This window comes from Mesorhizobium sp. BR1-1-2, from assembly GCF_020165435.1.
Lineage (GTDB): Bacteria > Pseudomonadota > Alphaproteobacteria > Rhizobiales > Rhizobiaceae > Mesorhizobium.
This window is the reverse complement of record NZ_JAIUID010000018.1, coordinates 57012-72568: the sequence shown is the minus strand read 5'-3', so window position 1 is coordinate 72568 and position 15557 is coordinate 57012. Positions and strand designations below refer to the sequence as shown.

The 15557-nt window shown below is 63.4% G+C and carries 16 protein-coding genes; 6 read left to right on the top strand and 10 right to left on the bottom strand.

Translation table 11 applies throughout. The features are described 5' to 3' along the window. The 5 genes from LB551_RS26780 to LB551_RS26760 all read left to right on the top strand — a co-directional run bounded on the left by LB551_RS26780 (position 1) and on the right by LB551_RS26760 (position 3064). Positions 1–795, top strand: a complete 795-nt coding sequence (locus tag LB551_RS26780) for a response regulator (protein WP_140500589.1) — start codon at positions 1–3, stop codon at positions 793–795. Between the two features lie 182 nt (positions 796–977). Next, entirely contained in the window at positions 978–1142 is a 165-nt protein-coding gene (locus tag LB551_RS26775) for a DUF1328 domain-containing protein (RefSeq protein ID WP_140554166.1), read from the top strand. A 175-nt stretch (positions 1143–1317) separates the two neighbouring features. Continuing rightward, positions 1318–2352, top strand: coding sequence for a sensor histidine kinase (locus LB551_RS26770; protein ID WP_224661067.1), 1035 nt, complete (start codon positions 1318–1320; stop codon positions 2350–2352). An 88-nt stretch (positions 2353–2440) separates the two neighbouring features. After that, positions 2441–2644 (top strand): hypothetical protein, encoded by a 204-nt coding sequence (locus LB551_RS26765; protein WP_224661066.1) that lies wholly within the window; start codon positions 2441–2443, stop codon positions 2642–2644. A 174-nt stretch (positions 2645–2818) separates the two neighbouring features. Further along, positions 2819–3064, top strand: coding sequence for a YMGG-like glycine zipper-containing protein (locus LB551_RS26760; RefSeq protein WP_224661065.1), 246 nt, complete (start codon positions 2819–2821; stop codon positions 3062–3064). A 218-nt stretch (positions 3065–3282) separates the two neighbouring features. Here LB551_RS26760 and LB551_RS26755 read toward each other — a convergent pair whose 3' ends face one another. The 4 genes from LB551_RS26755 to xylF all read right to left on the bottom strand — a co-directional run bounded on the left by LB551_RS26755 (position 3283) and on the right by xylF (position 8405). Next, positions 3283–4905 carry a CHASE domain-containing protein gene (locus LB551_RS26755; protein ID WP_224661064.1) on the bottom strand — a complete coding sequence of 541 codons (1623 nt, stop codon included), beginning with the start codon at positions 4903–4905 and terminating at the stop codon, positions 3283–3285. A gap of 145 nt (positions 4906–5050) precedes the next feature. Further along, positions 5051–5851 carry an ATP-binding cassette domain-containing protein gene (locus tag LB551_RS26750; RefSeq protein ID WP_224661063.1) on the bottom strand — a complete coding sequence of 267 codons (801 nt, stop codon included), beginning with the start codon at positions 5849–5851 and terminating at the stop codon, positions 5051–5053. A gap of 15 nt (positions 5852–5866) precedes the next feature. Next, positions 5867–7219, bottom strand: coding sequence for a sugar ABC transporter permease (locus LB551_RS26745; protein WP_140643604.1), 1353 nt, complete (start codon positions 7217–7219; stop codon positions 5867–5869). Positions 7220–7364: 145 nt separating this feature from the next. Continuing rightward, positions 7365–8405 (bottom strand): D-xylose ABC transporter substrate-binding protein, encoded by a 1041-nt coding sequence (gene xylF, locus LB551_RS26740; protein ID WP_140500579.1) that lies wholly within the window; start codon positions 8403–8405, stop codon positions 7365–7367. A gap of 256 nt (positions 8406–8661) precedes the next feature. Between xylF and LB551_RS26735 the strand changes: the two genes are divergently transcribed. Continuing rightward, positions 8662–9903 carry an ROK family protein gene (locus tag LB551_RS26735; RefSeq protein WP_224661062.1) on the top strand — a complete coding sequence of 414 codons (1242 nt, stop codon included), beginning with the start codon at positions 8662–8664 and terminating at the stop codon, positions 9901–9903. A gap of 7 nt (positions 9904–9910) precedes the next feature. On the opposite strand, the gene phoB is transcribed toward LB551_RS26735, so the two are convergent. From phoB to pstS, 6 genes are all read right to left on the bottom strand, one after another. Continuing rightward, the gene (gene phoB, locus LB551_RS26730) at positions 9911–10600 is read right to left on the bottom strand and encodes a phosphate regulon transcriptional regulator PhoB (RefSeq protein ID WP_224661061.1); all 690 of its coding nucleotides are present in this window, start codon (positions 10598–10600) and stop codon (positions 9911–9913) included. A gap of 19 nt (positions 10601–10619) precedes the next feature. Beyond that, positions 10620–11327 (bottom strand): phosphate signaling complex protein PhoU, encoded by a 708-nt coding sequence (phoU, locus tag LB551_RS26725; RefSeq protein ID WP_224661060.1) that lies wholly within the window; start codon positions 11325–11327, stop codon positions 10620–10622. Positions 11328–11352: 25 nt separating this feature from the next. Continuing rightward, the gene (gene pstB / locus LB551_RS26720) at positions 11353–12156 is read right to left on the bottom strand and encodes a phosphate ABC transporter ATP-binding protein PstB (protein ID WP_140554179.1); all 804 of its coding nucleotides are present in this window, start codon (positions 12154–12156) and stop codon (positions 11353–11355) included. Continuing rightward, entirely contained in the window at positions 12153–13004 is an 852-nt protein-coding gene (gene pstA / locus LB551_RS26715; RefSeq protein ID WP_224661059.1) for a phosphate ABC transporter permease PstA, read from the bottom strand. The genes pstB and pstA overlap by 4 nt, the downstream gene beginning before the upstream one ends. 3 nt (positions 13005–13007) lie before the next feature. Then, positions 13008–13997, bottom strand: a complete 990-nt coding sequence (gene pstC / locus LB551_RS26710; protein WP_140554182.1) for a phosphate ABC transporter permease subunit PstC — start codon at positions 13995–13997, stop codon at positions 13008–13010. 65 nt (positions 13998–14062) lie between these two features. Next, the gene (gene pstS, locus LB551_RS26705; RefSeq protein ID WP_224629083.1) at positions 14063–15121 is read right to left on the bottom strand and encodes a phosphate ABC transporter substrate-binding protein PstS; all 1059 of its coding nucleotides are present in this window, start codon (positions 15119–15121) and stop codon (positions 14063–14065) included. Between the last annotated feature and the right edge of the window lie 436 nt (positions 15122–15557).

Sequence of the window (15557 nt, the reverse complement as noted above, 5' to 3'; positions counted from 1 at the left end):
ATGAGTTTATCCGCCACCATCGCTCCGCACCTGCCGTTCCTGCGCCGCTTCTCGCGTGCCGTCTCGGGATCGCAGGAGAGCGGCGACGCGCTGGTTGCCGCGATGCTCGAGGCCATCATCGCCGATGTGGACATTTTTCCCGAGGCATCCAGCGACCGCATCGCGCTGTACAAGGTCTTCGCCAAACTGTTCACGTCCGTCGCCATCCGCGTTCCACAGGAGCAGGCGCAGTCGGCATGGGAACAGCGCGCCGCGGCCAATCTCAATGCGATCGCGCCGCTTCCCCGCCAGGCCTTCCTTCTGGTTGCCGTCGAGGGTTTCAGCGAGGATGAGGCGGCCGAAATCCTCGGCGTCGGCGAACAGGAATTCTCAGAGCTGCTTGCTCAGGCGAGCAATGAGATTTCCCGTCAGGTGGCGACCGACGTTCTGATCATCGAGGACGAACCGCTCATCGCCATGGACATAGAGGAGATGGTCGAGAGCCTGGGCCATCGCGTCGTCGGCACGGCCCGCACCCATGCCGAAGCGGTGACGATGTTCGGCAAGACCCGGCCTAAGATGGTGCTGGCCGACATCCAGCTCGCCGACGGCAGCTCGGGCATCGAGGCGGTAAACGAGATCCTGTCGTCGACTTCCGTGCCGGTGATCTTCATTACCGCCTTTCCCGAGCGGCTCCTGACCGGCGAGCGGCCCGAACCGGCCTTCCTGGTGACGAAGCCGTTCAACCCCGACATGGTCAAGGCGCTGATCAGCCAGGCTCTGTTCTTCGACCGGCAGGCGAAGGCAGCCGCATAGCCATGCGCATCTGAAGTCGCCGCACACGCGCGAAAAAGCAGGGCACGGCCAGCCGGAGGTTCCGCTGGCCGTGCCCTGTTTCGCGCCACAATGGTGCCCCGGGGGATCGTCTTTTTCGGCAAATAGTGGAACAAACCGCATCCACCCACGTTTTTCTTGCACAGTTGGAAGGAGATGGAACCATGCTTTACTGGGCGCTCGTATTTCTCGTCGTGGCAATCATCGCCGGCGCGCTTGGTTTCGGCGGCATTGCCGGCACGTCTGCCGGGATAGCACAGATATTGTTCTTCATCTTTCTGGCTTTCCTCATCATTTCGCTTCTCGCCGGCCTGTTCAAACGGGCGTGAGCGATACTGGGCGAACACTGGAAGCCGCACCCCTCAAACGGTTTCCAGCCACCGCCGGGTAGTGTCCCACAAGGACGCCGCCCGGCGGACCGTTTTTAGGCCTCTGGTTCCCGTAACCTGCTTGGAACCCATTGGACGGTGAGCCGTTCAGCCTGAGTTGGGGTGGACAGGTCGGATGCGTTCCAGGGGTCGAGATACCAAGAAAAACGAGCGGGGCGAAGAGGTTATCGCTCTGCAGCCTGCCGAAAGCGGCATGCAACTCGGCCGGGCGCTTCTCCACGCACTGCACAATGCCGGCATTTCCGTTCTCTATCAGGACCGCGACATGAAAACGGTCTGGGCGCGCAACATGCGTGCGCCCTGGGCCGCCGACAGCAGCGAGGGCGAGGGCGTCCTGCCGCCGGCACAGGCCGACCGCATCGGCGCTGCCAAGCGCGATGTCGTCGCAAGCGGCAATCCGCAGCGCCTTGAGATCGGCGTTCCGATGGAAGACGGCGTCCGCTGGTTTCAGGTCTGGATCGACGCCGACCACGGCGAGGCTGGCGACGTGCAAGGCGTTGTCACCACCATGGTCGAGACGACGGAGCAGCGACGCCGCGAACAGACGCTGACGACGCTGTTGCGCGAAGTCACGCATCGCTCGAAGAATTTGCTGGCGATCATCCAGAGCATCGCCACCCAGACGGGGCGCTATTCCGATGGCATCGGCGATTTCCTGACGCGCTTTCGCGGCCGGCTTCAGTCGCTGGCCTCCTCCCAGGATCTGGTGACCTCCTCCAACTGGCGCGGTGCTGCCCTTCGCGAACTCGTGGCGGGTCAGGTTGGCCGCTACGGAACCGGAGCGTCGCACAGCCTTCGCTTCCGCGGCGCAAATCCTTACCTCAATCCCAATGCCGCGCTGCACATCGGCCTTGCGATGCATGAGCTTGCCGTCAACTCGGTCAGCTACGGCGCCCTGTCGCGGCCGGAGGGCTTCGTCGAAGTGACCGCCGTCCTCGACGCCTCCACCGATGGCGACATTGCCCTGTCGCTGACCTGGGCCGAAACCGTAGGAACCGACAGCAACCAAGAGGGCAAGAAGCGCTTCGGCAGCGTCGCACTGGAACGCGTGGTGCCCTCTTCCCTGAACGGAACGGCGCGACTCGAGATCGCGGATGGTCGCCTCGAATACCGTCTCGTCGTTCCGCACGGCAATTTCGAGACGGACTAGGCGATCCGGCCATGCTTTTAACCGGCTGTTCACCATAAAGGCAGATGCTGTTTCCTAGATACCGACGGGAACTGCCGAGTCGAGGGGCATGCTTTCGAGGGCTTTGCAGCAGCGGAGGAGCGTCCTGACGATCGCCGACATAAACAGGCTGGAGCAGGCCGCCCGCATTTCGATGGGCGAATTCCAGGATCCCGGGCTATCCGCGGCATCGCCGGCTGCTCATGGCATTCTGCGCATCGTTGCCCCGCTGGTGGCGATAATTGTCCTGATCGCCCTATCCCAGCTGACCTGATCGAAATTCCCGCTCCTGTCTTGGCTCACGTGTCGCCCGCAATTTCCGGGTCCGCGCCATCAGAAATCCATGTGCCCGGAAAAGACTCTCTTCACCAACAATAAATTGGAGCAGCAAAAGCCGATTTTTCATGCTAAGTGACGGCTGGAGCTTATTAAAGTGAGGAGTGACCCTATGCGGAAAATTCTTATTTCCATGGCTGCCGTGGTCGCCGTCAGCGGCTGCACCTCGACCGAGCAGGATGTCGTCGGGGGCGGCTTGATCGGCGCCGGCGTAGGCGGCTTGGTCGGCGGCGGCAAGGGCGCGCTGATCGGCGCGGCCGTCGGTGCCGGCTCAGGCCTGCTGGTCCGCAACCTGCGCAATGGCTACTGCCAGTATCGCGATCATCGGGGTCGCATCTACACGGCGCGCTGCAACTAAGGCAATTCCAGGAAAAACGTGGAGCGTTTCCGGGGAAAGCGCGTAGCGCTTCCCCAGGGAATTGCGAAACAAAGAGCTTGAGCGGGTCGGCGATTCTATCGGACGCTGGACCGCTCGGGCATAGTGAACCGCACCGCTGTCAGGCTCTTTCGCGAACCCGACAGCGGTGCGGCAATTATCGGCTGGCCTGGAGCGATTCCGGCAAGATCCGATGGCATTCACCCCGGCAGCGGAATCCTGATTTCCACATTCAATCCGTCATCGCGATAGTCGCGGTGGATCGTGCCACGCAGTTCACGCGTGACATTGAGGTCGATCAGTTTGGTGCCGAAGCCGGTCGTGGCCGGCGCGTCGACCTTCTTCTGCCCGGTTTCCTGCCAGCTCAGAGCCAGGATCCGGTCACGCCCGCGCCCCTCGACCGACCATTCGATCCTGAGGGCGCCGACCGTATTGCCGGCCTCGCCATATTTCAGCGCATTCGTCGCCAGTTCGTGGAAGGTAAGGCCCAGGGCCTGCGTCGTGGTTTCGTCAAGCAGCACCTCCGGCCCGGACAACAGCTCTTCCGGTAGCTCCTTTCCGAACACCTGGCCAAGCTCGATGCGCAGCAGGTCGCCCAGATCCGCCTTCTGCCAGCGCGAGCGCGTCAGCATGTCCTGGGACGCGGCCATTGCCTGCAGCCGGGCCGAGAACGACGCCGAGAACTCATTGACGTCGCTGGCGCGCGATGCGGTCTGGCGCGCGATCGCCAGCACCCGCGTGATCGAATTCTTGATGCGATGCTTCATCTCTTGCAGCATCAAATCCTTTTCGAGCAGGCTCTTTTCCGTCGTCTCGTGCAGCAGCGATGCCGCCTCGTAGGCCCGCTCCTGATAGCGCGCGACGAGCGCGATGGCGCCGGCCAGCAGCAGCCCGAACAGGCCGAGCATGACCGGGATGGCCCGCGACGATGGCTGCGAGAAGGCGCTGGTCGGCCTGAACTGCACGGTCCACGGTCGGCCCGCGACGCTGATCTTGCGGGTGACCAGCAGCCTGTCGCCAAAGCCCGAGACTGGCGGCGTCTCCGACCGGAACAGCAGATGATCCGGATCGACGGCGCCATCGTAGATTTCGGTGTTGACCGGCAGCAGCGGCGCGCGGCTGAGCGCGATCTGGAACAGATCCCGGGCCCGGAAGGCCGCATAGAGAAAGCCTACAGTCGAGGATCGCGATGCGTTTATGGCGTAGGGTGCGGTTTCGACGTTGAGCCGCACGAAGACGTAGAAGCCGGTGAAGGTCTGCGCCGCGCCCGTGCCCTGGCCGAGTTGCACCAGCCCGCTCGCGTGCTGCTGGTCATCGGCCATTGCCTTTTCGATTGCCGCGCGCCGCACCGGCTCGGTGAACATGTCGTAGCCGATGATGGCCTTGTTGGACGGGCCGAGCGGCTCGAACAGCACAATGGGCGTGCGCCATGGCTGCGTCGTATCCGGATAGATCGGACGCCTGATGCCCTGGTCACGCAGCATATCGCGTTCGACCGTCGCCTCGTCACCTGCTTTCACCAGCCGGAGAACGCCGATACCGCCCAGGCCAGCGAAATTGGTATCGACATCGAGGGCATCGAAGAACGCTTTGAACTCATTCTGCGAGATGTCGCCATTACGGGCGTCGAACAATGCTTGCGACGAGCGCAGCAGCGACAGCTGCAGGTCGATCCGGCTCTCGATTCGGTTGAGCGCGTCGTCCGCGGTCGCGTCAAACTTGATGCGAGCCGCCTCCTGCGTCGCGAAATAGGCGAACCCCGCCATCGTCATGCTGATCAGCGCAACGGCAACGAAAGCGACGATTGGAAAAAGCTTCTTCAACGGATGATGCGGCCCATCAGCATGTGCGCCCTTTATGGGCAAGTCGCCTTGCCAATACAATGGCAAGGCCAAGCCATCCCGGCGGCTGGCATATCACATGACCGGCAGATCGGGATCTTGCGACCAGGCGGCAACCGGACAGGCTTCAGGCAGCGATCTTCAGCGCGCCTGGTCCGGGAATGGCGCCGGGCGGACATTTGCCCAGGATGATCATGCCGAGCACCTCGTCCTGGGTCACATCGCTGGTGCGGGCAGTGCCGACGACCTGGCCGTTTTTCATGACGCACACCCGGTCGGCCAGTTCGAAAACGTCGTGGATGTCATGGCTGATCAGGAAGATGCCGATGCCGTCGGATTTGAGCTGCCTGACCAGTTCCCCGACCTGGGCGGTTTCCTGCGGTCCAAGTGCTGCCGTCGGCTCGTCCATGATCAGGATGCGGGCGTTGAACAGGATCGCGCGTGCGATCGCCACCGACTGCCGCTGTCCGCCCGACAGCTTGATCACCGGCTCCTTGAAGCGCTGGAAGCGGGGATTGAGCCTGCCCATCACCTTGCGCGCCTCGGCCTCCATGGCGACGTCGTCGAGCGTGCCCCAGGCGGTTCTCAGCTCGCGGCCGAGGAACAGGTTGGCGGCGGCGTCGACATTGTCGGCGAGCGCCAGGGTCTGGTAGATCGTCTCGATGCCGTATTTCTTGGCATCGCGCGGATTGGAGATCGAGGCCTCCTCGCCATTGACGAAGATTTCGCCCGCATCGCGCTTGTAGGCGCCCGACAGGATCTTGATCAGCGTCGATTTGCCGGCGCCGTTGTGGCCGAGCAGGGCCACGACCTCGCCGGGGAAAAGATCGATCGAGGCATCGTCGACGGCGCGAATGCCGCCGAACGCGATTGAGATGTTGCGCATGTCGACCAGCGGGTTGCCGGCGGGAGCGATCCTGTCAGCCATGATTGTCCTCCTCCCTCAAACGCGTTTGCGATAGACGGTGTCGAGCCACACCGCGATCACCAGCACGGCGCCGACGACAATGCTCTGCAGCGGCGAGTCGACTCCGAGCAGCACCATGCCGGATTGCAGCGACTGCATCAAAAGCGCGCCCAGCATGGCGCCGATGATGGTGCCCGAACCGCCGGCGAGCGACGTGCCGCCGATGACGGCCGCCGCGATCACCAGCAATTCATCCAGCGTTCCGAGCACGTTGGTGGCCGAGTTCTGCCGGGCAGACGAGATCGCGGCGGCGATCGTGGCCAGTACGCCCATGATCATGAACACTTTCATCGTGATCCAGCGCGTATTGATGCCGGCGAGGTTGGCTGCTTCCGGATTGCCGCCGATGGCAAAGACATAGCGGCCGAAACGGGTGCGTTTGGTGATGAAGGTCATGACCAGCCCGACGGCGATGGCCATCAGCACCGGTATGGCGATGCCATGGGCGATGAACAGGCCGCCCTCGGGCACGGTGATGTTGTTGGCGGCTGCATATCTGTTCACGATGCCGACCGGCCACGGATAGGAATTGGCCAGCCAAACCGCGCCCATGATGACGGCGCAGGTCACCACGCCAATCAGCGTCTCGGCCCAGATCGGACGCAGCGGGAAACGGAAGCGCTTGCGCTGCACCCGCCCGTTGAACAGCGCAAGCACCACCGCAAGGCAGGCGGCGATACCGACCACCCAGCTCCAGGTCGCGCCGATCGATCCGGCCGGGCCGCCGCCCATCAGCTGGAACGTCGTGTTGAGCGGCGCCACCGTCTGGCCGCTGGTGACCCACCAGGCGGCACCGCGCCAGACCAGCAATCCGCCCAGCGTGACGATGAAGGCCGGCACTTCGAGATAGGCGATGACGAAACCCTGGAAGGCGCCGATCAACAGGCCGAGCACCAGGCCGATGACCAGCGCCAGGACCCAGATCCATGGGTTGCCGAGCTCGAGTCCGACCATCCGCACCAGGAAGTGCACCTGGGCGAAGCCCATGACCATGCCGATCAACCCTTCGGCCGAACCGACGGACAGATCGATGTTGCGCATGACGATGACCAGCACCATGCCTGAGGCCATGATGGCGACGGCCGAGGTCTGCACCGACAGGTTCCACAGATTGCGCGGCGTGAGGAAGGTACGGCTGTCGAAATCGAGCGGATTGACGCCGAGACGCAGGCTGGACAGGACATGCAACCCGATCCAGATCAGCAGCAGCGCGCCGATCATGCCGAGCATGCGCGTGTCGATCTCGGTCGCCTTCAGGAACCGGGCGACGGCGCCGAGCTCCGACGCACGCGCGGTGTCGGCCTGCGGGTTGGACGTCGTGTCGGTCATGATTTTCTCCCACCGGCCTGCCCGTCTGACGCGGATGCCGGAACCCAGCCTAGAAGTTACCCGCCCGGGGCGGAAAAACAAATCTTCTTGAGAAAACGCCGCGGCTTGGCAGCCGCGGCGCTTCAATGCTTGACGTGGTGCAAGATCAGTTGCAGGCCGCGACGCTGCCCGCCGCGACGCCGGCACAGACCTCGTCCTTCTTGATCCAGCCAGCGTCGATGACGACGTTGAGATTGTCCTTGGTGATCGCAACCGGGGTCAGGAACAACGATTTGACGGTGTTCCCGCCGGGCGTGGTGAAGTCCTTGACGCCGGCAATATCGGTCATCTTCTTGCCGTCGGCCAGTTGCGAGGCGATCTCCGCGGCGTTCTTGCCGAGTTCCCGCGCGTCCTTCCACACCGACACGGTCTGCGTGCCGAGCGCGATCCGGTTCAGCGCGGCATGATCACCATCCTGGCCCGACACCGGCACGGTGCCGGCCAAACCTTGAGCCGTCAACGCCGCGACGACGCCGCCGGCAGTGCCGTCATTGGCCGCGACCACCGCGTCGACCTTGTTGTCGTTGGCGGTCAGGAACTGCTCCATGTTCTTCTGGGCGTTGGCCGGCAGCCAGCCATCGGTATAGGCCTCGCCGACATTCTTGATCTTGCCGCTGTCGATGGCGTCCTTGAGCACTTCCATCGAGCCCGAGAACAGGAAATCGGCATTCGGATCCGCACCCGAGCCCTTGATGAAGACGTAGTTGCCTTCCGGCTTCACCTTGAACACTTCGCGGGCCTGCATGCGGCCCACTTCCTTGTTGTCGAAGGTCAGATAGAAAACGTCCTTATTCTCGATCAGGCGGTCATAGCCGACGACCGGAATGCCTTCGTCGAGCGCTTTCTGCACCGCCGGGCCGATGGCGGAGGCGTCCTGCGCCAGGATGATCAGCGAATTGGCGCCCTGCGAGATCAGGCTCTCGACGTCGGTGAGCTGCTTGCCGGGGTTGGACTGGGCGTCGGCGGAAATATACTTGTCGCCGGCGGCTTCGATCGCCTTCTTCATGGCGGCCTCGTCGGTCTTCCAACGCTCTTCCTGGAAGTTCGACCAGGAAACGCCGATGACCTTGTCCTTCGCCTGCGCGACCGACGCGAGCGTCAGCGACATGGCGACACCCGCCAGGATAGCGGCTGTGAATCTCTTCATCTTATCCTCCCTGCGCCGCGTATGGCGCGACCAAACAGGCCCGAAGGCCGGCACAAAGGCTCTATTTTTTCGAGCCTCGAAAAAACACTGGTCCATCGTCGGAACGCTGTCAACGTCGATTCTGATGTATTTTGATGTCCTCGTGAATTTTTTTCGAGCTCCGGAATAAATAATGACAGCCAAGGCCGGTTCTGCCAGTATTTGGCGGTCGCTGGGCCTGGGGAGAGAAGACGGCGACCGGGAGGATGCGAGAAACATGTCGGTCGGAATCCGCCACGACGATCTGCGCCGACGCAATCGGGCGATGGTGATCGCGGCCGTGCGCCGTGCCGGGCAGCCCTCGCGCACCGAGATTGCCGCGACCACCGGGCTCAGCCATTCCACCATATCGGCGATCTCCTCCGACCTGATCGGCGAAGGCATCCTGGCGCAGAGCAAGCCGAGCGAGGCCGGTGCGATGAAACGCGGCCGGCCGCAGATCGGCCTCAGCCTCAACCCTGAAGCCGCGGCGGTGATGACCGTGGTGCTGTCGCTGAATTTCCTCTCCGTCGCCGTCATCGACTATGCCGGCCAGGTGATATCGGAGGAGCAGCGCCGGCTGGACACGCTGACCATGTCGCGCGAGGCGCTGATCGGCGAATGCGTAGCCATCGTCAGGCGGCGGTTCGAGGATCCCGACCTCGACGTCGCCAGCATCGCCCGTATCGCGCTGGCGATCCAGGGCATCACCGACACGGAGGCGCGCGCCATGCTGTGGTCGCCGATCACGCCGCAGACCGATATTGCCTTCGCCGACATACTGGAGGCCGAGTTCGGCATTCCCGCCACCATGGAGAACGATTGCAACATGATGGCGGTGGCGCTGCGCTGGCGCGATCCCCGGCGCTACCGCGACGACTTCATCGCCATCCTGTTGTCACACGGCATCGGCATGGGCCTGGTGCTGAAGGGCGAACTGTTCACCGGCACCCATTCATCCGGAGGCGAGTTCGGCCACATGATCCATCGCCCGGGTGGGGCGCTCTGCCGCTGCGGGCGGCGCGGCTGTGTCGAGGCCTATGCCGGGAACTATGCCATCTGGCGCAACGCGAGGCAGCTTGGCGAGGACACCGAGCCCGTCGATGTCAGCGACGCCGACATGCGTGCGCTGGCGGCCACGGCGCGCGAAAAGGACGGGCCGGAGCGCGAAGCCTACCGCAAGGCCGGTGAGGCGCTGGGCTACGGCCTTGGCAGCCTGTTCGCCCTGATCGATCCGGCGCCGGTCGCCATGGTCGGCGTCAGCGCCGCCGCCTTCGACTTGATCGAGCCGGCTCTGCGCGAAGCCATTGCCCAGACCGCCGGCGGACAGCACTCGAAATCGATTTCCTTCGACACCGAGCCGAACGAACTGCCGCTGATCCGCGAGGGCTGCGCCATGCGCGCGCTGACCTTCGTCGACCAGGAAATTTTCGCACCGGGGGCACAAGCGAAATCAGGCGTGGGCGAGAATGTTGCGTGACATATCCCTAGGCTTCGCGGATCGCATACCCCGCGCCACGGATAGTACGGATCACGTCAGGCATGCGGCCGTTGTTGACCGCCTTGCGCAGCCGGCCGACATGGACGTCCACGGTGCGCTCGTCGATATAGATCGTTTCGCCCCAGACATTGTCGAGCAGCTGGCTGCGCGAGAACACGCGGCCGGGATGGCGCATCATGAATTCGAGCAGACGGAACTCGGTCGGCCCGAGCCGGATCTCGCTCTTCTTGCGGTAGACCCGGTGCGATTCACGGTCGAGCACGATGTCGCCGACCTTGAGCACGCTGGACAGCACTTCCGGCTTGGCGCGGCGCAGCAGCGCCTTGACGCGTGCCATGAATTCCGGCGTTGAGAACGGCTTGACCAAATAGTCGTCGGCGCCGGTGGAGAGACCTCGCACCCGATCGCTTTCTTCGCCGCGCGCCGTCAGCATGATAATCGGCAGCCGCTCGGTCTCGGGCCGCATCCGGAGACGGCGGCAGAGCTCGATGCCGGAAACCGCCGGCACCATCCAGTCGAGCACAAGAAGGTCGGGGACATTCTCCTGCAAGCGGATCTCGGCCTCGTCGCCGCGCGTCACCACCTCGACCTGGTAACCCTCCGATTCCAGATTGTAACGGAGCAGCACACCCAGCGGCTCCTCGTCCTCCACCACCATGATGCGTGGCGCGATCATCGACTGGTCACCCCTGCCGTCACGCCGCTGGCGCCGACATCGCCGTTTCGTCCTGCTTCGGGCGATTGGCGGGCAATTGCGTGCCGGTCAGCACATAATAGGCATTTTCGGCAATGTTGGTCACATGATCACCGATGCGCTCGAGATTCTTGGCGCAGAACAAAAGATGCGTGCAGGCGGTGATGTTGCGCGGATCCTCCATCATGTAGGTCAGCAGCTCGCGGAACACCGATGTGTATTTGACGTCGATGCGTTCATCGTCGGCGCGCAGCTTGGCTAGCGCCGAGGCATCACGGGCGCCATACTCCTCGATCACGCCCTGCACCTGGATCAATACCAGCTGCGCCATGGCATCGATGGAGTGCGACAGGTCGCGCGGCGTGGCGGCCAGGCCGACGGTGCCGACGCGCTTGGCGATGTTCTTGGCGAGATCGCCGATGCGTTCGAGATCTCCCGCCATGCGGATCGAGCCGACGACATGGCGCAGATCGTCCGCCATGGGCTGCCGCTTGGCGATCAGCGTGATGGCGCGGTCGTCGAGTTCGCGCTGGCGCGCATCCATGATCGCGTCGTCGGAGACGACGCGCTGGGCGAGCGCATTGTCGGAATTCAGGAGCGCCTTGGTGGCGCCGCCGACCATCGATGAGGCGAGATCGCCCATGTCGCGGATCAGCCTGCTGATCTGTCCGAGATCTTCGTCAAAGGCTGCGACTGTATGTTCGGCCATGATCTTGGTCCTCGTATGCCTGGGATCAGCCGAAGCGGCCGGTGATATAGTCCTGCGTGCGCTTCTCGCGGGGCGACGTGAAGATCTTCTCGGTGCGGTCGAACTCGACCAGCTCGCCCAGATACATGAAGGCGGTCTGCTTCGACACGCGCGCCGCCTGCTGCATGTTATGGGTGACGATGACGATCGTATAATCGGCCTGCAGCTCGTCGATCAGTTCCTCGATCTTGGCGGTCGACAGCGGATCGAGCGCCGAGGCAGGCTCGTCGAGCAGGATGACCTCTGGCTTCACCGCCACCGTGCGGGCGATGCAGAGGCGCTGCTGCTGGCCGCCCGAAAGGCTGAGGCCACTGGCGTTGAGCTTGTCCTTGACCTCGCTCCACAGTGCCGCGCGCTTCAGCGCCTGCTCGACACGGCCGTCCATCTCGGCCTTGCTGAGCTTCTCATAGAGCCTGACGCCGAACGCGATGTTCTCGTAAATCGACATCGGGAACGGCGTCGGCTTCTGAAACACCATGCCGATCTTGGTCCTGAGCAGGTTGAGGTCCTGCGAACGGTCGAGGATGTTCTGGCCGTCGAGCAGCACCTGGCCCTCGGCGCTCTGCTTCGGGTAGAGCTCGTAGATGCGGTTGAAGACGCGCAGCAGCGTCGATTTCCCGCAGCCCGAAGGCCCGATGAAGGCGGTGACGCTGCGCTCAGGCAGCGACAGGCTGATATCCTTCAGCGCCTTCGACTGGCCGTAGTAGAAATTGAGGTTCTTGACCTCGATCTTGGCTTTCTCGACCGCGACTTCGGGCGTGTTCAACTCGGTGGACAACATCGGTTTCATCTGTCCTCTCTGCGTCCGGTAAGGCTGCGGGCGAAGATGCTCAGCCCGAGAACCGTAAGGGTGATTATGAGTGCGCCGGTCCACGCCAGTTGCTGCCATTCCTCGTAGGGGCTGAGAGCGAACTGGAAGATGGTGACGGGCAGGCTGGCCATCGGCGCGTTGAGATTGCTCGACCAGAACTGGTTGTTGAGCGCTGTGAAGAGCAGCGGCGCCGTCTCGCCGGAAATGCGGGCGATGGCCAGCAATATGCCGGTGACGATGCCCGACAGCGCCGCACGGTAGGCGACCGAGCGGATGACCACCCAGCGCGGCGCGCCGATCGCAGCGCCGGCCTCGCGCAAGGCGTTAGGCACCAGGTTGAGCATGTCCTCGGTGGTGCGCACGACGACCGGGAGGACCAGGATGGCCAGCGCGACGGCACCGGCGATCGCCGAGAAATGTCCCATCGGCCGCACCAGCAGCTCGTAGACGAACAGGCCGACGATGATCGAGGGTGCCGACAGCAGGATGTCGTTGATGAAGCGCACGATCGTGGTGAGGCGCGAGAAGCGGCCATATTCGGCCATGTAGGTCCCAGCGAGGACACCGATCGGCGTGCCGACGATGACGGCGATGACTGTCATCATGATACTGCCGTAGATGGCATTGAGCAGGCCGCCGGCATCGCCGGGCGGCGGTGTCATTTCGGTGAACACAGACAGCGAAACACCCGACAGGCCCTTATAGAGCAGTGCGCCGAGGATCAGCGCCAGCCAGGCCAGGCCGACGCCCGCCGCCGTGACGCATAGCGTCATCATCACGGCATTCCTGCGCTTGCGTCGATTGTGAAGCGATGTGGCCGTCGACATCGGTCAGGCTCCCGTGCGGCTGTCCATGCGCAGCAGCATGTAGCGCGCAAGGGCAAGGATCAGGAAAGTGATGACGAACAGGATCAGGCCGAGCGCCACCAGCGAAGACGTATAGAGATCGCCGTCGGCTTCGGTGAATTCGTTGGCGATGGTTGCCGAGATCGTCGTGCCGGGCGCGAAAAGCGAGGCGCTGATGCGGTGGGCGTTGCCGATGACGAAGGTTACCGCCATGGTTTCGCCGAGCGCGCGGCCGAGGCCGAGCATGACGCCGCCCATGATGCCGACGCGGGTATAGGGGATGACGACGCGGCGCGTGACCTCCCAGGTCGTGCAGCCGATGCCATAGGCCGATTCCTTCAGCACCGCCGGCACCGTGTCGAAGACATCCTTGGTGATCGAGGTGATGAAGGGCAGGACCATGATGGCAAGGATCAGCGCCGAGGTCAAAAGGCCGATGCCGTAGGGCGGACCCGCAAACAGGCTGGAGAGCCCCGGCACGTCGTGGAAAAGCTTGATGATGAAGGGCTGCACCGTCGTCTGCAGGAACGGCGCGAACACGAACAGGCCCCAGATGCCGTAGATGATGGAGGGTATGCCGGCAAGCAGCTCGACGGCGATGCCGATGGGGCGCCGGAGTGGCCGCGGGCAGAGTTCGGTAAGGAAGATGGCGATGCCGATGCCGATGGGAACGGCGATCAGGATAGCGATGGCGGCGGTGACGATGGTTCCGTAGATCGGGGCCAGCGCCCCGAAATTCTCGGTAACCGGGTTCCACGATTCGGTCGTCAGGAAGGAGAACCCGAATTTCGACAGCGCTTCCCACGAGCCGGCAAACAGCGAAATCGCCACGCCGCCGAGGATGAGCAGGACGAGGATGGCGGAAAAGCGTGTCGCCGCCCGGAAAATCGTATCGGTGAGCGCGAAGCGCCGGACCGTCGCTTCCCTGGCCCGCATGGCGGCCGACGATGGCATGGCTTCGGAGACGGCGGTCATCTGGCCCTCGCGTTTCAAGGAAGACAGGGAGGGCGCCGTGAAGCGCCCTCCTCATTCAGCAGGGATTACATGGCGGAATAGAGCGGCTTGCCGTCTTCGCCGACGATGTCCTTGGCCCACATGTCCTCGACGCTCTTGACGACCGCGTCGGGGATCGGAACGTAGTCCAGCGCCCCGGCCATGTCGTCGCCCTTCGCGTAGGACCAGGCGAAGAACTTGAGCGCTTCACCGGTCGCAGCCACGTCGCCGGGCTTCTTGTAGACCAGAATCCAGGTGGCCGACGTCATCGGCCAGGATTCGGCGCCCGGCTGGTTGGCCAGGATGACGCCGTAACCCGGCTGCGAGCTCCAGTCGGCATTGGCCGCCGCCGCCGAGAACGCCGCCGCCGTCGGCTCGACCTTCTTGCCGTCCTTGTTGATCATGTCGGCATAGGTCAGCTTGTTCTGCTTGGCGTAGGCGTATTCGACATAGCCGATCGAGCCGCCGGTCTGCGAGACGTTGTTGGCGACGCCTTCATTGCCCTTGGCGCCGATACCGACCGGCCATTCGAGCGCGGTGTTGACGCCGACCTTCGACTTCCAGTCGGCGCTGACGTCGGCCAGATAGTAGCTGAAATTGAACGTGGTGCCCGAACCATCGGAGCGATGAACGACCGCAATCGCCTGGTCGGGAAGCTTGACGTCGGGATTGAGCTTGGCGATCGCCGCGTCGTTCCAGTTGGTGATCTTGCCGACGAAGATATCGGCCAGCGTCGGGCCGTCGAGCACCAGTTCGCCCGGCTTGATGCCTTCGAGATTGACGACCGGAACGATACCGCCCATCACCATCGGGAACTGTGCAAGTCCGGTGGCTTCGAGATCTTCGCCCTTCAGCGGCGCATCGGAAGCGCCGAAGGTGACGGTCTTGGCCTTGATCTGCTTGATGCCGCCGCCCGAGCCGATCGACTGGTAGTTGAGACCGATGCCGGTCTCCTTCTTATAGGCATCGGCCCACTTCGCATAGATCGGGTAAGGGAAGGTGGCGCCGGCGCCGGAGATGTCAGCTGCCATTGCCGCTGAAAGGGTGAGGGTGGACGCCGCAGCCATTGCGATCGCAACGGCCGCCGAGCGGATGAAATGTCTCATGTGGCCTGCTCCTGTTCGGAAGATGGTCTCTCGGCGCCATTCCTTGCCAGCGCCCGCTGAGGCCAATAGCGTTCGATTATAACAGTCGCATGACAGTTTCGTGTCAGCCCGGTAACGCGTCGCCGCCGCTTGGAAAGGCGATGGCGATCGGCGGCTGCGGCATGGCGCCGGTTTGCCTTCGGGAATCAGGGACTTGCGCTATCCGGCCACCCAAACAGCCATCGGATTCGGCGTGGATCGCTGATCGAAGAAAAGCCGGACGGGAGCGCGTTGCTCGAGGCCAGAGGATGTCTTGGCCGGGCCATCGCCAAAAACAGGTCCGTTGGGGTAGATTGACGCTGCTTCATACTGGCGGTCGCTGCTCCCGCCCGTAACTAGAAGAGAGCGGAAATTCGATGCCGTCATTGTCCCGGCTGGACGCCGGCTTTGATATGGT